The organism is Streptomyces sp. NPDC044033 (assembly GCF_056434425.1).
On record NZ_JBWKFF010000027.1, the window covers coordinates 56,429 to 80,541 of the forward strand.

Sequence of the window (24,113 nt, forward strand, 5' to 3'; positions counted from 1 at the left end):
CGGCAAAGCTCGGGCCGAGCCCCGATCCCGTACCCCGGCCGAACCTGCAGTCTACCGGCCGGGGATGGCAGAGGTCAGTGCTCCGTCGCCGCAGTGACGAGTTCGGTGAGGACTCCGTGGCAGTCCTTGGGGTGCAGGAAGGTGATGCGGGAGTCCATCGAGCCCCTCCGCGGCTCGTCGTAGAGGACGCGTACGCCCTTGTCGCGCACGGCCGCGGCGTCCGCGTCGACGTCCTCGGTGCCGAAGGCGATGTGATGCACGCCCTCGCCGTTCTTGGCGAGCCACTTGCCGACCGCGCTGTCCTCGCGGATCGGTTCCAGGAGCTGGAGGTAGGAGGCGCCGCCGTCGGACGTCTCATTGATTTTCAGCATGGCCTCGCGCACGCCCTGTTCCTCGTTGACCTCGGTGTGGAACACCTCGAAGCCGTACGTGGCACGGTAGAACTCGACGGTCGCGTCGAGGTCGGAGCAGGCGATCCCGATGTGGTCGATTCGCGTCAGCATGGTTCCAGTGCACCGCTCGCACGCATGGTTACGCAACGTGCGCGCGATCACACCCGCCGCCCGGTGACCGGGCGGGTACCGCTCAGTACATTGACGGGAACCCTCGTTAACATCCCTCAGCGCGAAGGGGCCGCACCATGACTGGTACGACCGGCACCACCTCTGTGATCGTCGCGGGCGCCCGCACGCCCATGGGCCGCCTGCTCGGCTCCCTGCGGTCCTTCTCCGGAGCCGACCTCGGCGGAGCCGCGATCAAGGCCGCCCTCGACCGGGCCGGCATCGGCGGCGACCAGGTGCAGTACGTGATCATGGGGCAGGTGCTCCAGGCGGGCGCCGGACAGATCCCCGCCCGGCAGGCGGCCGTCCAGGCGGGCATCCCGATGAGCGTGCCCGCGCTGACGGTCAACAAGGTCTGCCTCTCCGGGCTCGACGCCATCGCCCTCGCCGACCAGCTGATCCGCGCGGGCGAGTTCGACATCGTCGTGGCCGGCGGCCAGGAGTCGATGACCAACGCACCGCACCTGCTGCCGAAGTCCCGTGAGGGCTACAAGTACGGTGCGGTGGAAATGCTGGACTCCATGGCGCTCGACGGGCTCACGGACGCCTACGAAGGCGTCGCGATGGGCGAGTCCACCGAGAAGCACAACACCCGCCTCGGCATCGGCCGCGCCGAGCAGGACGAGATCGGCGCCCGCTCGCACCAGCGGGCCGCGGCGGCCCAGAAGAACGGCGTCTTCGAGGCGGAGATCACGCCCGTCGAGATCCCGCAGCGCAAGGGCGAACCGGTCATCTTCGCCAAGGACGAGGGCATCCGGGGCGAGACCACGGCCGAATCGCTCGGCAAGCTGCGCCCCGCCTTCGCGAAGGACGGCACGATCACCGCGGGCACCGCCTCGCAGATCTCCGACGGCGCGGCGGCCGTCGTCGTGATGAGCAAGGCCAAGGCCGAGGAACTGGGCCTGGAGTGGATCGCGGAGATCGGCGCGCACGGCAACGTCGCCGGCCCCGACAACTCCCTCCAGTCGCAGCCCTCCAACGCGATCCGGCATGCCCTCGGCAAGGAGGGGCTGGACGTCGCGGACCTCGACCTCGTCGAGATCAACGAGGCGTTCGCCGCCGTCGCCGTGCAGTCAATGAAGGACCTCGGGATTTCGCCGGAAAAGGTGAACGTGAACGGCGGGGCCATCGCCCTCGGCCACCCCATCGGGATGTCCGGCGCACGGCTCGTACTCCACCTGGCGCTGGAGCTGAAGCGGCGCGGCGGCGGGGTGGGCGCGGCGGCGCTGTGCGGCGGCGGCGGTCAGGGAGACGCGCTGATCGTCCGCGTACCGGGCAAGTGACCAGCGAGTACTGGAGAACGGAGCAGTGATGGCGGACGTCCCCACCCTGGTCGAGCAGGCGCGGCAGGGCCGGCCGCGCGCCGTGGCCCGGCTGATCTCACTGGTGGAGGGGGCGTCCCCGCAGCTGCGCGAGGTGATGGCCGCACTGGCGCCGCTGACGGGCGGCGCGTACGTCGTCGGGCTGACCGGACCGCCCGGCGTCGGCAAGTCCACCTCGACGTCCGCGCTGGTCAGCGCCTACCGCCGGGCGGGGAAGCGGGTGGGCGTGCTCGCCGTCGACCCGTCCTCGCCGTTCTCGGGCGGCGCGCTCCTCGGCGACCGGGTGCGCATGTCGGAGCACGCCTCCGACACCGGCGTGTACATCCGCTCGATGGCCACCCGCGGCCACCTCGGCGGCCTGGCCTGGGCCGCGCCGCAGGCGATCCGGGTGCTGGACGCGGCGGGCTGCGACGTGGTCCTCGTCGAGACGGTCGGCGTCGGGCAGTCCGAGGTGGAGATCGCCGCGCAGGCGGACACCTCCGTGGTGCTGCTGGCGCCCGGCATGGGGGACGGCATCCAGGCGGCCAAGGCCGGAATCCTGGAGATCGGTGACGTCTACGTGGTCAACAAGGCCGACCGGGACGGCGCCGACGCCACGGCCCGCGAGCTCAACCACATGCTGGGGCTGGGCGAGGCCCGCGCCCCCGGCGACTGGCGGCCGCCCATCGTCAAGACGGTGGCCGCGCGCGGCGAGGGCACCGACGAGCTCGTCGAGGCGCTGGAGAAGCACCGGGCGTGGATGGACGAGCACGGGGCCCTCGCGGAGAGGCGCGCCGAGCGCGCCGCCCGCGAGGTCGAGACGATCGCCGTCACCGCGCTGCGGGAGAAGATCGGGGACCTGCGGGGGGACCGGCGGCTGGGCGCCCTGGCCGAGCGCATCGTCACGGGGACGCTCGACCCGTACACGGCGGCCGACGAGCTGGTCGCGGGCATCACCGAGGCCGGCTGACGAGGCTTCCGCCCCTCGTCGCCGTCAGCGGACGCGGGGGCGTGGGCGCCGACCTGCGCACGGGAGGTCGGGGCCCACAGGGGCCCACGGGGGCCCACACGGGGCGTGCCGAGCGGCGCCGGGGGCGGCGGCCGGTGACGGCCCCAGGAGGGCGTACGCGGGCCGGTGGCACCGCGACGCGGCACCACCGGGCAGCCCCTCAGCCATCGTCGGCCGTCGTCAGTCGTGGTCAGTCATCGTCGTCGTCGGAGTCGTCATCGGCCGGGCCGTTGCTCACGGCGCCCGTCCGGGGGTCGATGAGGAGGTTGTGCTCCTTGCCGTGCTTCGTGACGGTCTCCACCTTCCACACCGACGCGGCGCGGTGGTCGTCGTCGAGGTCCACCTTCGTCACCGTCGCCCCGTCGTGCGCGCCCTTGCGGGCGGCCTCGGCGGCGTCGACCGTGGCGCCCTTCAGCTCCTGGCGGGCGTGGGACACGCCGTGGTGGCCGTCGTCCTTGCGCTCGATGTGCTGGTTGAGGACCTTGCCGTCGCCGGCGTCGAGGGTGACGTCGTGCCACTTGCCGTCCTGGCCGAGTACGTCCACCTCCCAGACCAGGCCCGGATCGTCCTCGTCGAGGTCGATCTCCGTGACGGTGCCCGGTACGGCCTTGAGGGCCGCGGCCGCCGCCTGGGGAGCGGTGATCCTGGCCGTCCTGGCCTCGGTGGCGTCCTCGTGCGCGTCGTCGTCCTTGACGTGGAGGCTCGACTTCGGCCCCGCCGACCCGTCCGAGGAGCCCTTGCCGTCCGAGGGGCCCCCGCTGTCCGAAGCGTGCCGACCGGCCGACGCGTGCCGGCCCGGTCCGTCGTCGCCGGTGACGGCGACGGCCGTCGCGGTGCCCCCGGCGATCACAGCGGCCGCGGCTACGGTGGCGATGGCGATATTGCGCCTCATGAGGAATTCCTCCCGATCGGTCGTTCTCGACAACCCCCACACTGGCTGTGCCTCACTGAAGCCAAGCTGAAGCAGGCTGAAGATTTCTTCAGCCTGTTTTTGGCAGAGTCGTTCCCATGCGCTTGTTGATCGTGGAGGACGAGAAGCGGCTGGCGCTCTCGCTGGCCAAGGGGCTCACCGCCGAGGGCTTCGCCGTGGACGCCGTCCACGACGGGCTGGAGGGGCTGCACCGGGCCCGCGAAGGCTCGTACGACCTCCTCATTCTCGACATCATGCTGCCCGGCATGAACGGCTACCGCATCTGCGCGACCCTGCGCGCCGACGGCAGCGAGGTGCCGATCCTGATGCTCACGGCGAAGGACGGCGAGTACGACGAGGCCGAGGGGCTCGACACCGGCGCCGACGACTACCTGACCAAACCCTTCTCGTACGTGGTGCTGGTGGCGCGGGTACGGGCCCTGCTGCGCCGCCGCGGCACCGGCTCCGCGCCCGTGCTCCGGATCGGCGCCCTGAGCGTCGACCGGGCCGCGCGCACGGTCTGCCGGGACGGTGTGGAGGCGTCGCTGACCGCCAAGGAGTTCGCCGTCCTGGAGCAACTGGCGGTACGGGCCGGGGAGGTCGTCTCCAAGGCGGAGATCCTGGAGCACGTCTGGGACTTCGCCTACGACGGGGACCCCAACATCGTCGAGGTCTACATCAGCGCGCTCCGCCGCAAGCTCGGCCCCGAGTCCATCACCACGGTGCGCGGCGCCGGATACCGGCTGGTGGCGCGTGCGTAGGGGATTCGGCTCCGTACGGTCCAAGGCCGCGCTGGGCGCGACGGTGGTGGTGGCGCTGGCCCTGGTGGCCGCCGGGATCGCGGTGCTGGCGGTGCTGCGGGGCAACCTGACCGACCAGGCCGACCTCCAGGCGGAGGCCGACGCGCGGGGGGTGGCCTCGCAGGTCGCGACGGGCGAGCCGTTCAAGAAGCTGGAGTCCGAGGACCACCATCCGATGCAGGTCGTGGACGACGACAAGCGGGTACGGGCCGCCAGCGACCACCTCGAAGCAGTGACCGGCACGGGCAGCGAGGCCGTGAAGCCCCAGCCGTCGCCGGCGCACGGGGACGACGGCGGTGACGGCGACGACAGCGACGACGACAGCGACGATGACGAGGGCGGGCGCGGGCCGGGCCGCGGCAAGGTCTCCGACGACGTCGACCTGAGCAGCGGCACGGCCCGGGTCCACGGCCGGACGGGCGACTACCGCTTCGCCGCCGTGGAGGCGGCCACGCCCGGGGGCGAGAAGGTCACGGTCTACGTGGGCGCCCCGCTCGCCGCCGAGCAGGACGCGGTCGCCACGGTGCGCGGCGCGATGCTCATCGGGCTGCCCCTGCTGCTCGTCGTCGTGGCGGGGGTGACCTGGCTGGTGACGCGGCGCTCGCTGCGGCCCGTGGAGGGCATTCGGCGGGAGATGGCCGCCATCACGGCGAGCGAGGACCTGGGGCGGCGGGTGCCGGAGCCGCAGGCGCGGGACGAGGTGGCGCGGCTGGCCCGTACGACCAATGAGACGCTCGCCGCCCTCCAGGCGTCGGTGGAGCGGCAGCGCCGGTTCGTCGCCGACGCCTCGCACGAGCTGCGGAGCCCGATCGCCAGCCTGCGCACGCAGTTGGAGGTGGGCGTGGCCCATCCGGAGCTGCTGGACGCGGAGGGCGCGGTGGAGGACACCGTGCGGCTTCAGAACCTCGCGGCGGATCTGCTGCTCCTGGCGCGGCTGGACGCGGGGGAGCGGCCCGCGGACGGGCGGGTGGATTTGGCGGGGCTGGTGCGCGAGGAGCTGTCGCGGCGGACTGCCTCGGGACGCGGCCGCATCGCCGTACGGGCGGAGGAGCTGACGGCCGGTGAGGTGCTGGGCTCGCGCGGGCAGTTGGGGCGGGTGCTGGGCAACCTGGTGGACAACGCGTGCCGGCACGCGGAGTCGGAGGTCGTGCTCTCGGTGCGGGCCGAGGGGCGGCGGCTGGTGCTGGCCGTCGCCGACGACGGGGCCGGGGTGCCGGAGCCGGAACGGGAGCGGATCTTCGAGCGGTTCGTACGGCTCGACGACGCGCGCAGCCGGGACGACGGCGGGGCCGGGCTGGGGCTGGCCATCGCCCGGGACGTGGCCGCGCGGCACGGCGGGACGCTCACGGTGTGCGAGTCGCCCCGCGGTGGCGCGTGCTTCGAACTGCGGCTGGAGCGGGCCGGATCGCCGGGGTGACGGCACCCCGGCCCGGCGGCCCCGCTAAGCCCGGCCGCGCGTGGTGCGCAGGTGCTTGGCGACGGGCGCGAGGGAGCCGTAGAGCGTCTTGAGGTCGTCGGTCGTGAGCAGATCGATGAAGTGCTTGCGCACGGAGGCGACGTGGTGCGGCGCGACCTTGCGCATCGTCTCCCATCCCTGCTCGGTCAGGACCGCGTAGAGGCCGCGGCGGTCGGACTCGCAGTTCTCCCGGCGGACCAGACCGGCGGTCTCCATCCGGGTGATCTGGTGGGAGAGGCGGCTCTTGGACTGGAGGGTGACGGTGGCGAGGTCGCTCATCCGCATCCGGTGGTCCTCGGACTCCGAGAGATTGACCAGGATCTCGTAGTCGTTGTTGGTGAGCCCGAAGGGTTGCAGGTCCCGTTCGAGCTGGTGACTCAGAAGTCGGCTGACGTCCAGGTGGGCACGCCAGGCGCGCTGTTCCTCGTCGCTGAGCCAGCGGGTGCCGTTCTCGGTGTCCATGGATGGATTCTACCTAAGGAAGTTGAAATATGAATCATTATCGGCCATGCGAGGCGGTGCTGGGCCATGCCGTCCGATGCCGGTTCGTGGTCGTGCGGGGGCGTACCGGCCGGAGTCGGACAGGGCTGGACGACGCTATGTGGTCACGCGTTCGACGTCACCCTCTGCAGAGTACCGCTCACAGCCCGAAACGGCGTTGGAGGGACCCCAGCTGGCCGGAGCCGCCCGGTTGGGATGGCTGGTTTGCACCGGTTGCATTCGGAACGCCTTCCTGCTGCGGCACCGCGCCCGTCGCCAGCTCGGCCATCAGCTCCTCCGTGGACTGCAGCAACACCGTGCCGCTGCCCACGAACTCGAACTGGTGCTCCTCGCCCGACGTGCCGCCGATCCCCGTCCACGCCCGCACGCCGCCCAGTACGCCGCGCAGGTACTGATGGTCGTAATGGTGGCAGGGGGAAGGGCAGTCGGCCCAGCCGACCAGCGCCTGTGGATCGACCCGGATCGGCGGCTCCACGAAGACCACCGGCCCGTTCGACGCGGCGACGAACTTGCCCGTGCCGATCAGCGTCAGAAAGCCCGGAACGATCGACTGCTTCAGCGAAAGGGACGGTTGAAAGGCCAGCAGATTGCCGGAGCGTACGGTGAGGTTGCCGTCTTCCAGGTCGTACGAGTTGACGTCGAAGGCCCGGTCCGCGAGCACCATCTTGCCCCGGCCCTCCGCCACCACCCAGTCCGAGGCGTGCAGAGGTGAGTGGAAACTGCGCGCGATAAGGCTGTCGAGGCGGCCCAGACCGATGCCGTGGAAGTCGATCTGCCCGTAATAGGCGACCATCTTCCCCTTCTGCAGGAACCACTGGCCGTTCAGATCCACGCTGAAGGCATACGAGTTGACGTTGTCGTCGACCGGCAGCGTCTGCGCGTCATAGATCTCGGGACCGGTCACAGTTTTTCCTCCGACGCCTGTACGTACACGGTGCCGCTGCCCGACAGCTCCAGTTGGAACGCCTCGCCCGAGCCCCGGCCCACCATCTCGCGCCAGCCGATCGCCGTGGACAGCTTGTTGCGCACGTCGCCGCGGTGCGCCACATACGCCTGCGGGTCCACATGGACGGCACGGCCCGGGGTGATCGGCAGCTCGACGAAGCCGCCGTGCGCCAGCACGGCCGCGGCGCCGTGCCCCTTGAGCGTGGTGGTGAACAGCCCCTGCCCGGTGACCTGGCCGCGCACCATCCCCATCACGCCGCCCTGCGAACCCATGAACATCGTGCCCTGGTCGAGCGTCCCGTCGAAGGCCAGCAGCCGGTCGGACTCCACATAGAGGGTGTCGCCCGCCATCTCGATGACGTGCACATGGTGCCCGCCGTGACCGAACATCACGGTGCCGCTGCCCTCCACGATCATCAGCGGCGTGGCCTCATTCGCCACCCGCCGCCCGATCATCGACAGCACGCCGCCCTGGCCGCCCGTGATGCTGGGCGTGAAGGACACATCGCCCCGGTAGGCGAGCATCGCGCCGCGCTGGCTGAACATCCGCTGCCCGGGGAGGACGCTGCCCTCCACCATGCGCGAGTTGAGCATCTGGAACGGCACTACACGTCACCACCGATCGTGTTGCGCTCGCTGGGCTGCACGTACACCAGCCCGTCGCCCTCGAACCGGATCTGGAACGCCTCGCCCGAGCCCTCGCCTATGAACGTGCGGAAGTTCACGCCCGACTGGAAGTGCTGCTTCAGATTGCCGGTGTGCGCTATGTACGCGCCGGGGTCCACCTGGAGCGGCGTCTGCGGCGTCACGCGCAGCACGATCGCCGTGCCGTCCGAGAGGATCGCGGCCTGCCCGGTGCCCTCCACGCTGGTGGTGAACAGCCCGTTGCCCTGGGACGCGCCGCGCAGCCCGGTGAAGGTCGTGCCGGTGCGCAGCGCCGAGTCCGTGCAGAGCAGATTGCTCGCCTCGACGTACAGCTTCTCGCCGTTCAGGTTCACCAGGTTGATCTCGCTCGCCCGGTCCGCGAAGTAGCAGGTGCCGCGGCCCTTCACCTCCATGACTTCCATCTGTTCCCCCGTGAGGCGGCGGGTCACCATGCCCCGCAGGCCCTCCCCGCCGCCCGTGCGCTTCTTGAACGTCATCTCGCCGTCGTACGCGACCATCGCGCCGTTCTTGGCCTTGACCGCGTCGCCCGTCATGTCGACGGCGAGCATCTTGCTCCCCTGGAGCCGAAACTGAGCCACGGCTCAGACGCTATCCGGCGCGGGCCCGGCCGTCACCGGTGCACGGGGCGCGGACCGCTCACCGGCCGTCACCGGTGCACCGGGCGCGGACCGCTCACCGGCCGCCTGCTCGACCTCCAGCGGGGAGGCGCCGCTCCGGCGGTGGAGGCGCGCAGCCCCGGCGGTGGAGGGGGCCGGCCGGCGGCGGCCGACCGGTCGTGGGCGGGCTTCCGTCGAACCGCGGATTCCGTCATGACCACGGATTCCCCGACGGGGACACTCCCGCACCACCGCTGCCTGCGGTTCTCCCGGGTACCCGCCCCCGCGCGCGGGGAAATCGGGGGCGGGGGCGATAATGGCCTTCTCTTGTGATCACGTTCACAAGAGCCGCCACTGTCGACAAGAGGTATCCGTGGACATCAAGACCGCCTCCGCCCTGCGCCGGCTCCGCCTGGTCTCCGCCCCGGAGGCCGTTTCGTTTCTGCTGCTCATCATCTGCTCGGTGCTCAAGCGGACGACCGACTTCAACGCCGTGCCGACCATGGGCATGATCCACGGCGTGCTCTTCGTCCTCTACGTGATCTTCTGGGCCGACGCCTGGAACCGCACCAAGTGGCCGGTGAAGACCGCCGCCCTCTACTTCGTCCTCTCCGTCCTGCCGACCGGCGGCTTCTTCGCCGAGCGCATGCTCCGCCGCGAGGCCGAGGCCAGCCTCATCGCCGCCCGTGCCCGCAAGGAAGGCGTGGTCAACGCATGATCGTCGCCTTCTCCGTCTCCCCGCTCGGCGTCGGTGAGGACGTCGGCGAGTACGTGGCCGAAGCGGTCCGCGTGGTCCGCGAATCCGGCCTGCCGAACCGTACGGACGCGATGTTCACATCCATCGAGGGCGAGTGGGACGAGGTCATGGACGTCGTCAAGCGCGCCGTCGCCGCCGTCGAGGCCAGGTCCGGCCGGGTCTCGCTGGTACTCAAGGCCGACATCAGGCCCGGAGTCACGGACGGCTTGAACAAGAAGGTCGAGACGGTCGAGCGGTACCTGTCTTCCTGACGGACTGACGGACTGACGGACTGACGGACTGACTGGCTGTCGGGCGCTGGCGGCCCGCATCCGCATCCGCACGCACAGGGCCGGGGCGAGCGCTCGACCCCGGCCCGCGCTGCCCCCGCCCCCCGGCGCTCAGGAGCGCGCGGGCTCCGGCTCCGCCGGGGAAGGCCCCGGCGTGGTGGCCGCACCGGCCCGCGCGCCGGGGATCAGGGCGGTGGCGATCAGCCCGAGTGCGACGAAGCCCGCCGCGATGAAGCCGCCGACGCTGATGCCCGTGGTCATCGCCGAACGCGCCGCCTCGGCGACCGGCGCGGTGCCCGGGTGCGCGGCCAGGGGGCCGATCGCGGCTCCCGCGCTGTCGGTGACGGCGTGCGCGAACCGGCCGGACCGCTCCGCCGACAGGCCGGCGTCGCCGAGGCCGTCGCGCAGCCTGGCGCCGAGGGTGGTGAAGAACGCCGTGGTCAGCACGGCGATGCCCAGGGCGGAGCCCAACTGGCGGAAGGCGCTCTGGATGCCGGACCCCTGCCCCGCGCTGTGGTCGGGGACCTCCGCGAGCACCACATTGGTGACCTGGGCCGTGGCGAACCCCACGCCGATGCCGTAGAGGAAGAGCACCAGCGCGATCGACCACCAGGGGCTGTCCGCGGCCGCGATCAGCCCGAGTCCGGCCAGCCCGGCGACCTCCATGGCCAGCCCGACGCGGACCTGGCCGAGGGCCGCGACCTTGGCCGACATCGGGAAGCTCGCGCCGCTCGCGACGAAGCTGCCGACGGCCACCGGCACGAGCGCGAGCCCCGCTTGGAGCGCGCTGTAGCCGAGGGTGAACTGGAGCCACAGCGGGAGCACCGCCACGATGCCGAACTCGCCGAGCCCGATGATCAAGGTGGCGATGTTGCCGTTGCGGAACGACGCGACGGAGAAGAGCCGTACGTCCATCAGGGCCCGCGCGGGGTCGTCACCGCGGCTGAGGACCGCTTGGCGGCGGACGAACAAGGCCAGGGCGGCTACGGCGAGCACCAGGGCGACGAGGACTGGCGAGGGGCCGCCGTCCCACGCGAACCCGAGGACGTCCAGCGCGCGGATCGAGGCGAGCCACCCGTACGTACGACCCTCGACGAGCCCGAAGGCGAGCAGGCCGAGGCCGAGCGCGGACAGTACCGCCCCCGTCACGTCGACGCGCGCCGCGGTCCGGGGCGAGGGGGCCAGGAACAGTAGCGCGCCGACCGCGATCAGCGCCGCGAGCGGCACGTTGATGCCGAACGCCCAGCGCCAGGAGGCGTGCGCGGCGAGCCAGCCGCCCAGCAGCGGGCCGAGCGCCGAGGCGGCGCCGATGGTCGAGCCCCAGACGGCGAACGCCTGCCCGCGCGCCTTGCCGGTGAACGTCGCGTTCAGCAGGGCGAGCGAGGTCGGCAGGATCATCGCCGCGCCCGCGCCCTGCAGGAAGCGGGCCAGTACGAGCAGGCCGCCGGTGGGCGCGAGGCCGGCCAGCACGCTGGTCGCGCCGAAGACCACGACCCCCGTGACGAAGATCCGGCGGGCGCCGAGGATGTCCGCGCACCGGCCGACCAGCAGGAGCAGCGCCGCGACGACGATCGCGTACGACTCCTGTATCCACTGCGCCTGGCCGGAGCCGATGTCCAGGTCCTCGATGACCGAGGGGACGATCACGTTGACGATCGTGGTGTCCACGACCATCAGCGCCACACCCAGCGCGATGGCGATCAGACCGAGCCATCGGCGGGTGGCAGAAGGGGCACGCATCCCATTACCTCCATCGTGAAGTTATTCCATGGTGAAGGTAGATTGGGAGCGATAGGTTGTCAAAGACGAGCCGTCGGCTCGGATCACCGGTACGAGCGGGTGGAGGGCGGCACGTCTTGGCGGAGGAACCGGCGCGGGGTGACATCGCGGCGCGGCGCGAACGGCTGGTCGAAGGGCTGCGGACCTATGGCGGTCAGTACGCCGAGCTGAGCCGCCGGTTCGCCGCCTGGCTGGACCTGTACTCGACCGACGCGATCGCGCTGCTGGAGATCATCGGAGCGGAGGAGCGGGGCACCTCGCTGTCGCCGGCCCGGCTCGGCGAGCGCATCCCGCTGTCCTCGGGCGCCACCACCGCACTCCTGAACCGCCTCGAAGCCGCCGGGCACATCGTCCGCACCCGCGAGCACGCCGACCGGCGGGTCGTCACCCTGCGCAGCAGCGCGCACATCCAGGAGCGCGCCGACGAGTTCTTCAGCCCCCTCGGCGTCCGCATGGACGCACTGCTGACCCGGTACCCGCCCGAACTGCTGGACCGCTTCGAGGAGGTCCTGGGCGACCTGTGCGCCACCATGGGTGCCCAGATCGCCGAGGTGTCCCAGCCGGACCCCGTCGACTGAGCGGCTCGACCGCCGGCGCGCCGTCAGCGGCGTTCGCCGCGCGCCGTGTCCAGCGGAGTGCGCTCGTACGGCACTCGCAGCCCGTCGCGGCGCGACACGAGCGGCCCGGCGTCGCGCGGCACGGGCAGGGGCGTCGATACGGGCGAGGGCGCCGGCCCGTGCCGGTGCGCCAGGTCTGTGGTGGAGGCGGGCGCGTCGAGGCCCGAGGGCGCGGCGGCGCGGCTCCGGCCCGACCGTACGAGCGGCGCGCCGGCGCGCCCGCGAGTTGGCCGGAAGCTGTTGGTCCGGAGTTTGGGATGGCAGTGACCAACATATGACCGGCCGGTAGGCTCGGTGGGGTGTCGAAGCCCCTCAGCCTCACGTTCGATCCCATCGCCCGCGCCGACGAGCTCTGGCAGGAGCGATGGGGAGCCGTCCCCTCCATGGCCGCGATCACCTCGATCATGCGCGCTCAGCAGATCCTTCTCGGCCAGGTCGACGCCGTGGTCAAGCCGTACGGGCTGACCTTCGCGCGGTATGAGGCGCTGGTGCTGCTGACCTTCTCCAAGGCGGGCGAGCTGCCCATGTCGAAGATCGGCGAGCGGCTGATGGTGCACCCCACCTCCGTGACCAACACCGTGGACCGGCTGGTCCGATCGGGCCTCGTCGACAAGCGGCCCAACCCGAACGACGGGCGCGGAACCCTTGCCTCCATCACCGAGAAGGGCCGCGAGGTCGTCGAGTCGGCGACCCGCGACCTGATGGCGATGGATTTCGGCCTCGGGGCGTACGACGCGGACGAGTGCGCGGACATCTTCGCGATGCTGCGCACGCTGCGGGTGGCCGCGGGCGACTTCGAAGAGAGCTGAGGGGCGGGCCGGGGGAAGGGTCGGACGGCCGGGGGCCCGCATCGCACCCCCGGCCGCAAGATCGCCCGGAACGTGCGGTTACGCTCGACTCCATGCGGCAGTCTCCCGGGGTCCTTCCCCCGGGCTCCCGGCCGGGACGAGGCCGCCCCTGACGGCAAGGCGAGGGAACCCCAGTGAAACGAAGCGTGCTGACCCGCTACCGCGTGATGGCCTATGTCACCGGCGTGCTGCTGGTCCTCCTGACTCTCGGCTGCATCGCCAAGTACCTGCTGGGCATGGACGGTGCCGCGGACTTCACCAAGATCGTCGCCATCGCGCACGGCTGGCTCTACGTCCTCTACCTCGTCTTCGCCTTCGACATGGGCTCCAAGGCCAGGTATCCGTTCGGCAAGCTGATCTGGGTGCTGATCGCGGGCACCATTCCGACCGCCGCGTTCTTCGTCGAGCGCAAGGTCTCGCGGGAGCTCGCCCCCCTGGTGGCGGACGAGTCCGCCGAGCCCGCCAAGGTCTGACGCCGCCCCGGCGCCGCCCGGCGCGAACCCGCCACCGCCCCGACGCCCCTTGTGCTCGGGGCGGTCTTGCGCGACCATTTACTAGGACGTCCTAGTAAATCTGTACGCGGCCGCCGGCCGCCGACGTCACAGAATCGCGCCGGGGCGCGGAGAGGCGAAGAGACCGCATGGATGCACAGGAGATCGAAGCAGGGCGCAGCCGCTGGCAGGCCCGCTACGACAAGGCGCGCAAGCGCGACGCGGACTTCTCGACCCTGTCCGGCGACCCCGTCGAACCCGTCTACGGACCCGCGCCCGGCGACGCCTACGAGGGGTTCGAGCGGATCGGCTGGCCCGGCGAATACCCCTTCACCCGCGGCCTGCACCCCACCGGCTACCGCGGCCGGACCTGGACCATCCGCCAGTTCGCCGGGTTCGGCAACGCCGAGCAGACCAACGAGCGCTACAAGATGATCCTGGCCGCGGGCGGCGGCGGGCTCTCCGTCGCCTTCGACATGCCCACCCTCATGGGCCGCGACTCCGACGAGCCGAAGGCCCTCGGCGAGGTCGGCCACTGCGGCGTCGCGATCGACTCCGCCGCCGACATGGAGATCCTCTTCAAGGACATCCCCCTCGGCGACGTCACCACCTCCATGACCATCAGCGGCCCGGCCGTGCCCGTCTTCTGCATGTACCTGGTCGCCGCCGAGCGCCAGGGCGTCGACCCGGCCGTGCTCAACGGCACCCTCCAGACGGACATCTTCAAGGAGTACATCGCCCAGAAGGAGTGGCTCTTCCAGCCCGAGCCGCACCTGCGCCTCATCGGTGACCTGATGGAGTACTGCGCCCGCGACATCCCCGCCTACAAGCCGCTGTCCGTCTCCGGCTACCACATCCGCGAGGCCGGGGCGACGGCCGCGCAGGAGCTGGCCTACACCCTCGCCGACGGCTTCGGCTACGTCGAACTGGGCCTCTCCCGCGGCCTCGACGTCGACGCGTTCGCCTCCGGCCTCTCCTTCTTCTTCGACGCCCACCTCGACTTCTTCGAGGAGATCGCCAAGTTCCGCGCCGCGCGCCGCATCTGGGCCCGCTGGATGCGGGACGTCTACGGCGCCAAGACCGACAAGGCGCAGTGGCTGCGGTTCCACACCCAGACCGCCGGCGTCTCGCTGACCGCGCAGCAGCCCTACAACAACGTGGTCCGCACCGCGGTGGAGGCACTCGCCGCGGTGCTGGGCGGCACCAACTCCCTGCACACCAACGCCCTCGACGAGACCCTGGCCCTCCCCTCCGAGCAGGCCGCGGAGATCGCCCTGCGCACGCAGCAGGTGCTGATGGAGGAGACCGGCGTCGCCAACGTCGCGGACCCGCTGGGCGGTTCCTGGTACATAGAGCAGCTCACCGACCGGATCGAGGCCGACGCCGAGAAGATCTTCGAGCAGATCAAGGAGCGCGGGACCCGCGCCGTACCGGACGGACAGCACCCGATCGGCCCGATCACCAGCGGCATCCTGCGCGGCATAGAGGACGGCTGGTTCACCGGCGAGATCGCCGAATCCGCCTTCCGCTACCAGCAGTCCCTGGAGAAGGGCGACAAGCGCGTCGTCGGCGTCAACTGCCACCACGGCTCGGTGACGGGGGACCTGGAGATCCTCCGCGTCAGCCACGAGGTCGAGCGCGAGCAGGTACGGGCGCTGACCGGCCGCAAGGCCGCCCGCGACGACGCGAAGGTCACCGCCACGCTCTCCGCGCTGCTGACCGCCGCCCGCGACGGCTCGAACATGATCGAGCCCATGCTGGCGGCCGTACGGGCCGAGGCGACGCTCGGCGAGATCTGCGAGGCGCTGCGCGAGGAGTGGGGCACGTACACGGAGCCCGCCGGATTCTGAGCGGTACGGGCGTACGGGCGGTACGGGCGTACGGGCGGGGGTTCGGCTCCGGCCCGGCGTCCCCGTGCTCAAGCGCCGGGCGGCCCGTGGGCGTCCGGCGGCTGCGGCAGGGCCGCCCGCAGGCCCGCCACGAGCAGGGCGGTGAAGGTGCGCGCCCAGTCGGTGTCCACCGGCTCGGCGCTCACCAGGGCGCGGTGCACCACCGCGCCCGCTATGACGTCGAAGATCAGGTCCGCGTTACGGGCCGCCGCCGCGGGGTCCTTCTCGTACGGCAGCTCGCCGCGGGCCTGCGCGCGTTCCCGGCCGAGCAGTACGAGCGTCTTCTGCCGGTCGACGATGGCCGAGCGGATACGGGCCCGCAGGGCGTCGTCCCGGGTGGACTCGGCGACCACGGCCATCAGGGCCGTCTTGGTCTCCGGCCGTTCCAGCAGAGCGGCGAAGCGCAGGACCACGCCCTCCACGTCGGCCTGGAGACTGCCGCGGTCCGGGAGGTCGAGATGCTCGTCGAAGAGGGCGGCGACCGCGTCGACGACCAGTTCGTTCTTGCCCGCCCAACGGCGGTAGAGCGTGGTCTTGGCGACTCCGGCGCGGGATGCCACGTCTCCCATGGTGAGCTTCCCCCAGCCGAGTTCCACCAGCGCCGCCCGGGTGGCGGCGAGGATCGCGAGATCGGCTTCGGCGCTGCGCGGCCGGCCCGGTCGGCCGGTACGGCTCGTACGGCCGGCTGGGGGATTCATGGCGGCGACCTTACCGCCGGGTAGCTCGCTTCCCCAGGGAGCGGGATCCGTGAGTGAGATCACGGAGAGGGCCTGTTGTCCGGCCGATCGTTCCAGTTACGCTACGAGGCGTAGCGAAAGAGCGACAGCCATGGGCGCCACGGGTGGGGACCCGGCGCCGACCAAGGCCCCTCGCCGGGCCTTTCGGGACTTTTGGGCCGCGTTCGACCGTATGCCCCGCAATCCGGCGGGGGGCCGCGGGCGTACCCGGTCCGTGCATTGAGCAACTTGCTTTACCGATCGCCTCGCGAAGGGGGGAGGATGGACCCATGCAGCCACGGAATATGTCCATGAGTGGAGTGGTCGACCTCGCCGCGGTGAAGGCGGCCGGGGAAGCGAAGCAGAAGGCGGAGCAGTCACGGGCCGAAGCCGCGCGCAATGGCGACGGCGGGGCGGCGGCGGCCGGGGCCGCCCGTTTGATCTTCGACGTCGACGAGGCCGGTTTCGAGCAAGAGGTATTGCAGCGCTCCGCCGAGGTCCCGGTCGTCATCGACTTCTGGGCCGAGTGGTGCGAGCCCTGCAAGCAGCTGAGCCCGCTGCTGGACCGGCTGGCCGGTGAGTACGCCGGGCGGTTCGTTCTCGCCAAGATCGACGTCGAGGCGAACCAGCTGCTCTTCCAGCAGTTCGGCGTGCAGTCCATCCCCGCCGTGTTCGCGGTGGTGGCCGGGCAGGCGCTGCCGCTGTTCCAGGGTTCCGCGCCGGAGGCGCAGATCCGGCAGGTGCTGGACCAGCTGATCCAGGTCTCCGAGCAGCGGTTCGGCATCGTCGGGGCGCCGGTCGACCCCGCGGCGGCGGGCGCCGAGGACCCGGCCGGCGCGCAGGATGCCGCCGAGGCGCCGGAGCAGCCCGCGGGTCCGTACGACAGCGCGCTGGGCGCGGCGCACCAGGCCCTGGACGAGGGCGATTTGGGCGGCGCGATCCAGGCGTACAAGAACGTGCTCTCGGACGATCCCGGCAACGAGGAGGCCAAGGCGGGCCTGGCCCAGGCCGAACTGCTGCTGCGAGTGCAGGACCTGGACCCGCAGCAGGTGCGCAAGGCCGCGGCCGAGGGCCCGGCGAACGCGTCGGCGCAGATCGCGGCGGCCGATCTGGACCTGGTCGGCGGGCACGTCGAGGACGCCTTCGGCCGCCTGATCGACGCGGTGAAGCGCACGGCGGGCGAGGACCGCGAGGCCGCCCGGCTCCGGCTGCTGGAGCTGTTCGAGGTGATCGGGGCCGACGACCCCCGGGTCACGGCCGCCCGCACGGCGCTCTCCCGCGCGCTGTTCTGACCACTCCCGTCCCACCTCTGTCTCAAACAGTGCAGCGGCCGCGCTTTACCAAAACTTGGTAATCGCGGCCGCTGTTACTCGTAGTAAGTGAACTCCGGCATTCTGGCCGGATTTTTGCGATTTCTCCGTTTCTTTCCGACCAGTTCGCGGCGACGGTCGGTGCCCGTCCGATGGCGGTCGGTCGAGCATTGGTGATCTGTCCGTTACTCGCTAGTAACGAGCCCCTTGTGTCCCGGCCGCGAATGGACCACGATCGGCCAAGCTCGGTCCATTCCCGAAGCCCGGCACCCGGTCGGCGCCTTGGGGTATGGGTCCCCACCGAGCCGGCCGGCGGCGCAGTCACCGGTCTGTGGGCAGGGGGGTCTCCGCCGCCATCGGCGGGGCCTGTCCAGGAGGTTGCGCGAGAGCGTGGCCAGTGGTTGTCGCTCGGGGGTGATCGCCAATGGATTCGGAACGCGGTGCGCCTCCGATGACGGCGCTCTCCTTCCCGAGGACGTAGCACTTCTCCCATCCCGGACAACGGCTGTTCCAAGCGGGGCGGCCCGTACCGGAGATGTACGTCCGAGAAGGAGGAAAGTCATGGAGTCCCTGGCTCGTGGCGGGACCAGATGGCGGCGGTTCGCCGTCGTCATGGTGCCGAGCGTCGCCGCTACGGCCGCGATAGGAGTGGCCCTCTCGCAGGGTGCGCTCGCGGCCTCATTCAGTGTGTCGGGACAGCAGTTCAAGGTCACGGCCAAGCATCTCAAAGGGTACGGATTCGTTCAGTACGGAGCTATCGACGCGGCCAGTTCGGGCAACGACAAGCAGAAGCCGGTCGCGGTGGTCGGCTTCGACTCGGCGGAAATCACGAAGCTCTGTCAGTCCGTGGTCGTGCCGGTGCCGCTCTTCGGCGACATGACGATGAAGCTGGAGGCAGGCGCGGAGGCTCCGGTCGAGGCCAAGAAGCTGTACATCGACGCCAATGACCTGCACGCCGACGCGGAGTTCACGGACATCGACATCGGCGTGGACGTGAACAACACCACCAAGGGACCTGGCCCGCACTCGGGCGACACATACAAGCACGGCTCATTCGCCCAACAGGCCAAGAAAGTGGAGTTCGACAAGGTCGAGCAGCGCGCTTGGGCGACCACCGCCGGCACGTTCACGCTCAAGGGCCTGCATATGACTGTCAATGCAGGCAGCAAGGAGTGCGAGCCGCAGAAGTGAACGGACGGGTGCGGGGCGGCGACTGTCCCCTCGCACCCGTGCGTCGGCTTCCACCGAGCCCGCAAACCCGCTCACGTATCACCGATTCGCCAGTCCTGAGGAGCTGTACGACATGAGCGCCGACACGCGACCGCGGCTGATCGACACACTCGTCCGGAAGCGCCGATCGTTCCGGGGATGGCGCGGCCAACGCCCCTTCTGGGCCGGCCTGCTGACGCTGCTGGCCGGTGTCCCGATCATGTACGTCCCCTATCAGAACCTGAGCCTCGGCTCGCTGACCATCCGGCTGGCCACAACGGCGGGCGCCGGCTCGCTGATCATCGGCATTCTGCTGGTGGTGCTCGGCCTGACCATGTGGTTCCAGCCCCAGTCGCGGGTGTTCGCCGGTGTCGCGGCAATCCTGCTGGCGCTGGTCTCCCTGGTCGTCTCGAACTTCGGCGCCTTCCTGATCGGCTTCCTCATGGGGCTCATCGGCGGCGCGCTCGGGGTCTCCTGGATGCCGGGCGCCAAGCCGACGGCCAAGTCGACCGCCGAGATGAGCGCCGACGACGGCGAACAGCGCACGGGAACGCTGCCCGCTGAGGGTGGAGAGAACACCGGTAAGGGCGGTTCCCTGGGCGGTGACCTGCCGGGGGCGAGCCCGACGAACGGGAGGTACCGTGCCGCCTGACGAGGAACAGGACGGGCGAGGCGCCGGGGTCGCCGCCGACCGGGACAGAACCGGTCCGCGGCACGCTGCGCCGAGGAAGACCCTGCTGACTCGGTTCCACGTGCCCGCGGGCAAGGCGATCGCCATCGCGGCGATGCCCAGCGCGGTGTTGATGGGCCTGGGATTCACACCCCAGCTCGCCCAGGCCAAGCCGCTGCCGAAGAATCCTTACAAGGACGCTCCGTGCCTCACGGCGCCGGACAAGAAGTCGGACGCCGACGGCAAGGACTCCAAGGACTCCAAGGACGGCAAGTCCAAGGACGGCAAAGGCGACCAGACCAAAGGCGACCAGGCCAAAGACAAGCCCAAAGGTGAGAAGACGGCCACCGGCAAGGTCGAAGAGGTTCCGAACCCGGGGGCCTCCGGCGAGAAGGATGCCAAGGGCGAGGACGAGGCCAAGGTCAAGAGCCCGTCCGCCTCTCCCCACGACTCCACGCCGTCTCCGTCGCCGTCCGCGACGCACAACCCCCTCGATCCGCTGGGGCTCGGCGACAAGATCAAGGACCTTCTCAACGGAGGCTACGGCAAGGACTCGGGCAAGGCGGCGCAGCCGTCCACGCCGAGTTCGACGGCCACTCCGACCAGCGGGAGTTCCACGGCGGACCAGAAGCCTTCGGGCCAGAGCCCCTCCACGGAGAAGTCCTCCACCGAGAAGTCCTCCGGCGAGTCGTCGACCGACAAGGCCGACAAGGCCGACAAGGCCGGCAAGGCCGGGGACAAGAAAGACGACAAGAAGGACGGCAAGGACGGCGAGAAGAAGGGACCGTCGGCCACCCCCACTCCCGACGCCACCCCCACCCCGACCTCCACGCCCACGCCGGGCGAGAGCGCCGACGCGCCGGACGCCGACGGCAAGAAGCCGTACCCCTGCGTCGTGGAGAAGAAGTCCGGCGGCAAGGACGAGCAGACGCCCGCAGGGCTGCCGAACCAGCCGTGGACCCTGAAGTCCGACCTGATCACCATGCACAACCTCCAGTACCACGGCGTGGTGAACCTCCGGACGGCCGACGGCCGGACCAAGCAGGCGCTGAAGTTCACGATGGACTCGGCGTCCATCCGCAACCTCGACCAGACGGCCGACCAGGGCGTGGGCGGCAAGAGGACGTACGTACGCGGCGGAAAGGGGACCACCTCCACCATCGATGGAGGGATCACCATGTACACGGAGAGCCTGAAAGGGAATCTCTTCGGGGTGCTGCCCGTCACCTTCACGCCCGACTTTCCTCCGCCCATCACGCCGCCGGAGATCTTCTTCTCCGACTTCACCGCCATTCAGGCGGGTCAGTTCGGCGGCACGCTGCGCATCCCGGGGCTGCACAGCGGCATGGAGTGACCGCGGTTCAGACTCTGCGGGCCCGTACGAAGAGTGCCGGGGAACGTCACTCATGACGTTCCCCGGCACTCTTGCGTCAGCGGGTTCCCGGCGCTCGTACGGTTCCGGGCCCTGTACGTACCTATCGGACCCCGGTGGGCACCGGCCGCTCCGAACCGTCCTCCGTCCCGGCGTCCGCCGCCGGGACGTCCGCCGTCGCCGGAGTGGTGGCGAAGCGGCGGCCGGGCATCCACCAGTTCCACCGGCCCATCAGGCGCATGGCCGCCGGTACGAGCAGCAGGCGTACGAGGGTGGCGTCCAGGAGGATGGCTATCGCCATGCCGAACCCGAGCTGCTGCATGGGGACGATCCCGGTGAACCCGAAGGACCCGAAGACCGCGACCATCAGGAGCGCGGCGCCGGAGATCAGCGGTGCGGTGCGGGTCAGGCCGCGCGCGACCGAGACGGTGTTGTCGCCGGTCGCCAGGTACTCCTCGCGGACCCGGCCGAGCAGGAAGACCTCGTAGTCCGTACTGAGACTGAACAGCAGCGCCAGGAGCAGCACCGGTACGAAGTTCTGGAGGTAGTTGGTCTTCTCGAAGCCGAGCAGGTCGGTCCCCAGACCGTGCTGGAAGACGAGGACGAGCACGCCGTAGGTCGCGCCGATCGACACCAGGTTCATGGCGATGGCCTTCAGCGGGAGCAGCAGCGAACGGAACGTCAGCAGCAGCACCACGTACACGGCGGCGAGCATGAGCAGGATGACGGCCGGCAGCTTGTCCTGGATGACCCGGTTGGCGTCGATGCCCTCGGCGGTCTCGCCGCCGACCACGGCGTGCAGCGGCCCCGCCAGGGTCCGCGTCTCGTCCTGCACCTGCTTGAGCAGCGCGCGCGCGGAGTCGCCGGCGGCCCGGTCGTCCATGATCACTTCGAGTACGGTCTTGCGGTCGTCCGAGGCGGCGAAGTGGCGGATGGTGTCGCGGGCGTCCGCGGGCAGCCGGCCCAGGACCGAGCCGTTCAGCGCGGCGAACGGCTTGTCGGGGGAAGCGGCTTGCAGCGTGCCGACGGCCGAGTCGACCCGTACGACGTGCGGAAGCTTCCGCAGCCGGTCGTTGAGCTTCACCAGCTGCGCCGACTGGTCGGTCTCGCCGAGCGGGCGGTCGGAGCTGACGACCACCTGGATGGGAGAGGTGGTACCGACGCCGAACGCGTCCTGCACATGGTCGTAGCCGACCCGCACGGGGGAGGAGCTGGGCAGGATGCGGGCGTCGGGGGAGAAGGTGCGCAGCTGCGCGGCGGGGGCGGCCAGCGCGATCAGCACCACGGAGCTGCCCGCGAGGAAGAGCACCGGGCGCTTCATGACCCGCAGGGCGATCCGGTACCAGCGGCTGGACTCCTCGTCCTTGGGGCCGGTGCCGTCCTTGCTCAGCCACCGCGGCAGGCGCACCCGGCCGGCGTTGATCCGCTCGCCCAGCAGGTGCAGGAGGACCGGCAGGAAGAGCACGGCGGTCAGCACGGAGAAGGCGACGACGACGATGGAGCCGAGGGCGATGGAGAGGATGACGTTGAGATCGATCAGGAACAGGGTGCATATCGCCAGGACGACGGTCACGCCGGAGGCGATGACGGTGTGCCCGGAGGTGCGCAGGGTGGCTGCCACGGCGGCCTCGACGGACTGGCCTCTGGCGAGCTGTTCCTTGAACCGGGTGACCATGAAGAGCGAATAGTCCACCCCGACGCCGAGCCCCAGCATGGTGGCGGCGTTCTCCACGAAGACCGAGAGCTCGTAGTGCTGGGCCACCGGCGACAGCAGGCCGAGGGTGAAGACGATGGCGCTGACCCCCACCGCCAGCGAGACCAGGGCGGCGACCACGCTGCGGAAGAGCAGCAGCAGAATGATGATGATGAGCGGCATCGTGATCAGCTCGGCCTTCATCAGGCTCTGCTGGCTCAGGTCGTTGACCTCTCCCCAGAACGAGGACGGGCTCACCAGGGAGACGTCCAGGCCCTGCGGTTCGAAGCGGTCCTTCAAATCCTTCTGGATCTTGGGGAGTTCGCGGCGCGCGGCGCCGTCGTCGAGCGAGAGGGCCACCGAGTCGATGGCCGTCCGCTTGTCCTTGCCCACGTAGGCGGAGCGGTTCTGGGGCGAAAGGGTGGTCCAGCCGTAGCTGTCCGTCGCCTTCAGCGCGGGGTCGGCGATCACCTGCTTGGCCACGGCCCGTACGCGCTGCTCGAAGGGGGCGGTGCCGGCGCGGTTCTGCTTGTCGTGCATGACCAGGGTGACCGTGGTCGTGCCCCGGCCCTTGAAGCCGTGTTCGAGCTGGGCCGCGGTCTTGGTCGAGTCGGCCCCGGCCGCGTACCACCCTCCGCCGCTGAGCGCGCCGGCGATGGACATCGCGCCCAGCCCGCACACCATCAGCGCTACGAGCCACACCCCCAGGAGCGGCCAGCGCGCCCGGCCGATCAGCCGGGAGGCGCGGGCGGCGAAGTCCGGGCGCGGTGCGGCGGGGTCGCCGCCCGCGGGCGCGGATGTGGAGGAGAGCTGTTCAGACATGTGATGGCTCCCAGAGCCTGGAGAAGTCGGTCGGCAGTGGGGGATACTGCGAAATACTCCGAGTCGAAAAACGACTCTCAGTCGGTGAGTATCCTTGGGGGCACTATGGCAGTCAAGTCCAGACGTGAGGAATACGCGGCCCTCACCCGCGCCGCGCTCTTGGAGGCGGCTTCGGGCCTGTTCGCGGAGAAGGGGTTCGACGCCACCTCCATCGACGACCTCGCCGCAGCGGCCCGGGTGAGCAAGGGCGCCGTCTACCACCACTTCGCGGATAAGCGGGCCATCTTCGACGAGGTGTTCCGCGTCGCCCAGCAGGCCGCCATAGAGCAGGTCCTGACGGCGGCGCTGGCCGTTCCGGAGGCGGGCGGCACACCGTGGGAGGTGGCGTCCGAGGCGGTACGGGCGTTTCTGCGCGGCTATGTGGCCGACGAGCACAAACGGTCGCTGCTGCGTCAGTCCGCCGAGGTGCTCGGGGTGCGGCGGTGCCGGGAGATCGACGAGGAGCTGGCGCTGCCTCATATGAAGGGCCTGCTGGAGGCGGTCCGGGCGTGCGACGAACTCCAGCCCGTATCGCTGGACGCCACGGCCGTCGTCATCTTCGGCACCCTCTGCGAGGCGGCCACGTCGGTGGCCTTCGCGCGCGATCCCACGCAGACGTGCCAGGAGATGTCCGAGGTGGTCGGCCACATGCTGGGGGGCCTGCGCAAGGCGCCGGAAACGCCGGCCTGACCCTGCCGCCTGGGCATGCTCCGCGTATGACCTGATGGCCCATCACAACGGCATGGCAAGCGGCGGGGGGGGGGGGGGGGGGGGGGGGGGGGGGGGGGGGGGGGGGGGGGGTTGGGTTGGGGGAGGTGGAAAGGGGGGAGGGGGGGGGAGGTAGCGAGCAGGGGAGGGGGGGGTGGGGGGAGGGGGTGGGGGGATGGT

At 70.7% G+C, this 24,113-nt stretch carries 24 protein-coding genes; 15 read left to right on the top strand and 9 right to left on the bottom strand.

Translation table 11 applies throughout. The annotated features are described in order from the left end of the window. Positions 1-74: 74 nt before the first annotated feature. Positions 75-503, bottom strand: coding sequence for a methylmalonyl-CoA epimerase (mce, locus tag AC07AB_RS34610; RefSeq protein WP_478575638.1), 429 nt, complete (start codon positions 501-503; stop codon positions 75-77). A gap of 137 nt (positions 504-640) precedes the next feature. Between mce and AC07AB_RS34615 the strand changes: the two genes are divergently transcribed. Next, a complete protein-coding gene (locus tag AC07AB_RS34615) occupies positions 641-1,843 on the top strand; it encodes an acetyl-CoA C-acetyltransferase (protein ID WP_478575640.1) in 1,203 nt (400 codons plus the stop codon). 28 nt (positions 1,844-1,871) lie between these two features. Further along, positions 1,872-2,831 (top strand): methylmalonyl Co-A mutase-associated GTPase MeaB, encoded by a 960-nt coding sequence (gene meaB / locus AC07AB_RS34620; RefSeq protein WP_478575643.1) that lies wholly within the window; start codon positions 1,872-1,874, stop codon positions 2,829-2,831. Positions 2,832-3,060: 229 nt separating this feature from the next. On the opposite strand, the gene AC07AB_RS34625 is transcribed toward meaB, so the two are convergent. Continuing rightward, positions 3,061-3,762: a PepSY domain-containing protein gene (locus AC07AB_RS34625; protein ID WP_478575645.1), complete on the bottom strand. Its 702-nt coding sequence runs from the start codon at positions 3,760-3,762 to the stop codon at positions 3,061-3,063. 116 nt (positions 3,763-3,878) lie between these two features. Here AC07AB_RS34625 and AC07AB_RS34630 point away from each other — a divergent pair, with 116 nt between their 5' ends. Further along, positions 3,879-4,541, top strand: a complete 663-nt coding sequence (locus AC07AB_RS34630; RefSeq protein WP_478575647.1) for a response regulator transcription factor — start codon at positions 3,879-3,881, stop codon at positions 4,539-4,541. Further along, positions 4,534-5,997, top strand: coding sequence for a sensor histidine kinase (locus tag AC07AB_RS34635; protein ID WP_478575650.1), 1,464 nt, complete (start codon positions 4,534-4,536; stop codon positions 5,995-5,997). Before AC07AB_RS34630 ends, AC07AB_RS34635 begins: the two co-directional genes overlap by 8 nt. A 24-nt stretch (positions 5,998-6,021) precedes the next feature. Here AC07AB_RS34635 and AC07AB_RS34640 read toward each other — a convergent pair whose 3' ends face one another. From AC07AB_RS34640 to AC07AB_RS34655, 4 genes are all read right to left on the bottom strand, one after another. Continuing rightward, positions 6,022-6,498: a MarR family winged helix-turn-helix transcriptional regulator gene (locus AC07AB_RS34640; protein WP_478575654.1), complete on the bottom strand. Its 477-nt coding sequence runs from the start codon at positions 6,496-6,498 to the stop codon at positions 6,022-6,024. A gap of 178 nt (positions 6,499-6,676) precedes the next feature. After that, complete coding sequence (locus AC07AB_RS34645) at positions 6,677-7,441, bottom strand: AIM24 family protein (protein ID WP_478575657.1); 765 nt, start codon at positions 7,439-7,441, stop codon at positions 6,677-6,679. Further along, on the bottom strand, positions 7,438-8,088 hold the full coding sequence (locus AC07AB_RS34650) for an AIM24 family protein (RefSeq protein ID WP_478575660.1): 651 nt from the start codon (positions 8,086-8,088) through the stop codon (positions 7,438-7,440). The genes AC07AB_RS34645 and AC07AB_RS34650 overlap by 4 nt, the downstream gene beginning before the upstream one ends. Further along, positions 8,088-8,726, bottom strand: coding sequence for an AIM24 family protein (locus AC07AB_RS34655; protein WP_478575662.1), 639 nt, complete (start codon positions 8,724-8,726; stop codon positions 8,088-8,090). Before AC07AB_RS34655 ends, AC07AB_RS34650 begins: the two co-directional genes overlap by 1 nt. Before the next feature lie 391 nt (positions 8,727-9,117). Here AC07AB_RS34655 and AC07AB_RS34660 point away from each other — a divergent pair, with 391 nt between their 5' ends. Further along, positions 9,118-9,462: a DUF3817 domain-containing protein gene (locus tag AC07AB_RS34660; protein ID WP_478575665.1), complete on the top strand. Its 345-nt coding sequence runs from the start codon at positions 9,118-9,120 to the stop codon at positions 9,460-9,462. After that, complete coding sequence (locus AC07AB_RS34665) at positions 9,459-9,752, top strand: MTH1187 family thiamine-binding protein (RefSeq protein WP_478575668.1); 294 nt, start codon at positions 9,459-9,461, stop codon at positions 9,750-9,752. Before AC07AB_RS34660 ends, AC07AB_RS34665 begins: the two co-directional genes overlap by 4 nt. A 129-nt stretch (positions 9,753-9,881) precedes the next feature. On the opposite strand, the gene AC07AB_RS34670 is transcribed toward AC07AB_RS34665, so the two are convergent. Beyond that, complete coding sequence (locus AC07AB_RS34670) at positions 9,882-11,510, bottom strand: DHA2 family efflux MFS transporter permease subunit (protein ID WP_478575671.1); 1,629 nt, start codon at positions 11,508-11,510, stop codon at positions 9,882-9,884. Between the two features lie 116 nt (positions 11,511-11,626). Here AC07AB_RS34670 and AC07AB_RS34675 point away from each other — a divergent pair, with 116 nt between their 5' ends. The 4 genes from AC07AB_RS34675 to AC07AB_RS34690 all read left to right on the top strand — a co-directional run bounded on the left by AC07AB_RS34675 (position 11,627) and on the right by AC07AB_RS34690 (position 15,355). Next, positions 11,627-12,127: a MarR family winged helix-turn-helix transcriptional regulator gene (locus tag AC07AB_RS34675; RefSeq protein WP_478575673.1), complete on the top strand. Its 501-nt coding sequence runs from the start codon at positions 11,627-11,629 to the stop codon at positions 12,125-12,127. A gap of 338 nt (positions 12,128-12,465) precedes the next feature. After that, entirely contained in the window at positions 12,466-12,975 is a 510-nt protein-coding gene (locus AC07AB_RS34680; RefSeq protein WP_478575676.1) for a MarR family winged helix-turn-helix transcriptional regulator, read from the top strand. Positions 12,976-13,148: 173 nt separating this feature from the next. Further along, a complete protein-coding gene (locus AC07AB_RS34685) occupies positions 13,149-13,487 on the top strand; it encodes a DUF3817 domain-containing protein (RefSeq protein ID WP_478575678.1) in 339 nt (112 codons plus the stop codon). 167 nt (positions 13,488-13,654) lie between these two features. Next, positions 13,655-15,355, top strand: a complete 1,701-nt coding sequence (locus AC07AB_RS34690) for an acyl-CoA mutase large subunit family protein (RefSeq protein WP_478575681.1) — start codon at positions 13,655-13,657, stop codon at positions 15,353-15,355. A gap of 68 nt (positions 15,356-15,423) precedes the next feature. Here the strand turns inward: AC07AB_RS34690 and AC07AB_RS34695 are convergent, their stop codons facing one another. Further along, positions 15,424-16,092, bottom strand: a complete 669-nt coding sequence (locus AC07AB_RS34695) for a TetR/AcrR family transcriptional regulator (RefSeq protein WP_478575684.1) — start codon at positions 16,090-16,092, stop codon at positions 15,424-15,426. A gap of 308 nt (positions 16,093-16,400) precedes the next feature. Here AC07AB_RS34695 and AC07AB_RS34700 point away from each other — a divergent pair, with 308 nt between their 5' ends. The 4 genes from AC07AB_RS34700 to AC07AB_RS34715 all read left to right on the top strand — a co-directional run bounded on the left by AC07AB_RS34700 (position 16,401) and on the right by AC07AB_RS34715 (position 20,653). Beyond that, positions 16,401-17,402, top strand: coding sequence for a tetratricopeptide repeat protein (locus AC07AB_RS34700; protein ID WP_478575687.1), 1,002 nt, complete (start codon positions 16,401-16,403; stop codon positions 17,400-17,402). A 579-nt stretch (positions 17,403-17,981) separates the two neighbouring features. Beyond that, positions 17,982-18,611, top strand: coding sequence for a DUF6230 family protein (locus tag AC07AB_RS34705; protein WP_478575689.1), 630 nt, complete (start codon positions 17,982-17,984; stop codon positions 18,609-18,611). A 112-nt stretch (positions 18,612-18,723) separates the two neighbouring features. Next, on the top strand, positions 18,724-19,281 hold the full coding sequence (locus AC07AB_RS34710) for a DUF6114 domain-containing protein (RefSeq protein WP_478575692.1): 558 nt from the start codon (positions 18,724-18,726) through the stop codon (positions 19,279-19,281). Further along, complete coding sequence (locus AC07AB_RS34715; RefSeq protein WP_478575694.1) at positions 19,271-20,653, top strand: hypothetical protein; 1,383 nt, start codon at positions 19,271-19,273, stop codon at positions 20,651-20,653. Before AC07AB_RS34710 ends, AC07AB_RS34715 begins: the two co-directional genes overlap by 11 nt. Before the next feature lie 121 nt (positions 20,654-20,774). Here the strand turns inward: AC07AB_RS34715 and AC07AB_RS34720 are convergent, their stop codons facing one another. Next, entirely contained in the window at positions 20,775-23,186 is a 2,412-nt protein-coding gene (locus tag AC07AB_RS34720) for an MMPL family transporter (protein WP_478575697.1), read from the bottom strand. Between the two features lie 105 nt (positions 23,187-23,291). Here AC07AB_RS34720 and AC07AB_RS34725 point away from each other — a divergent pair, with 105 nt between their 5' ends. Further along, positions 23,292-23,915, top strand: coding sequence for a TetR/AcrR family transcriptional regulator (locus tag AC07AB_RS34725; protein ID WP_478575699.1), 624 nt, complete (start codon positions 23,292-23,294; stop codon positions 23,913-23,915). Positions 23,916-24,113 lie beyond the last annotated feature (198 nt).

What these genes read in the sequence shown, in the direction of transcription:
- meaB (WP_478575643.1), top strand. Translation starts at nt 1,872, where the DNA reads ATGGCGGACGTCCCCACCCTGGTCGAGCAGGCGCGGCAGGGCCGGCCG.
- AC07AB_RS34725 (WP_478575699.1), top strand. Translation starts at nt 23,292, where the DNA reads ATGGCAGTCAAGTCCAGACGTGAGGAATACGCGGCCCTCACCCGCGCC.
- AC07AB_RS34615 (WP_478575640.1), top strand. Translation starts at nt 641, where the DNA reads ATGACTGGTACGACCGGCACCACCTCTGTGATCGTCGCGGGCGCCCGC.
- AC07AB_RS34690 (WP_478575681.1), top strand. Translation starts at nt 13,655, where the DNA reads ATGGATGCACAGGAGATCGAAGCAGGGCGCAGCCGCTGGCAGGCCCGC.
- AC07AB_RS34705 (WP_478575689.1), top strand. Translation starts at nt 17,982, where the DNA reads ATGGAGTCCCTGGCTCGTGGCGGGACCAGATGGCGGCGGTTCGCCGTC.
- AC07AB_RS34695 (WP_478575684.1), bottom strand. Translation starts at nt 16,092, where the DNA reads ATGAATCCCCCAGCCGGCCGTACGAGCCGTACCGGCCGACCGGGCCGG.
- AC07AB_RS34670 (WP_478575671.1), bottom strand. Translation starts at nt 11,510, where the DNA reads ATGCGTGCCCCTTCTGCCACCCGCCGATGGCTCGGTCTGATCGCCATC.
- AC07AB_RS34665 (WP_478575668.1), top strand. Translation starts at nt 9,459, where the DNA reads ATGATCGTCGCCTTCTCCGTCTCCCCGCTCGGCGTCGGTGAGGACGTC.
- AC07AB_RS34640 (WP_478575654.1), bottom strand. Translation starts at nt 6,498, where the DNA reads ATGGACACCGAGAACGGCACCCGCTGGCTCAGCGACGAGGAACAGCGC.
- AC07AB_RS34630 (WP_478575647.1), top strand. Translation starts at nt 3,879, where the DNA reads ATGCGCTTGTTGATCGTGGAGGACGAGAAGCGGCTGGCGCTCTCGCTG.
- AC07AB_RS34720 (WP_478575697.1), bottom strand. Translation starts at nt 23,186, where the DNA reads ATGTCTGAACAGCTCTCCTCCACATCCGCGCCCGCGGGCGGCGACCCC.
- AC07AB_RS34700 (WP_478575687.1), top strand. Translation starts at nt 16,401, where the DNA reads ATGCAGCCACGGAATATGTCCATGAGTGGAGTGGTCGACCTCGCCGCG.
- AC07AB_RS34625 (WP_478575645.1), bottom strand. Translation starts at nt 3,762, where the DNA reads ATGAGGCGCAATATCGCCATCGCCACCGTAGCCGCGGCCGCTGTGATC.
- AC07AB_RS34710 (WP_478575692.1), top strand. Translation starts at nt 18,724, where the DNA reads ATGAGCGCCGACACGCGACCGCGGCTGATCGACACACTCGTCCGGAAG.
- mce (WP_478575638.1), bottom strand. Translation starts at nt 503, where the DNA reads ATGCTGACGCGAATCGACCACATCGGGATCGCCTGCTCCGACCTCGAC.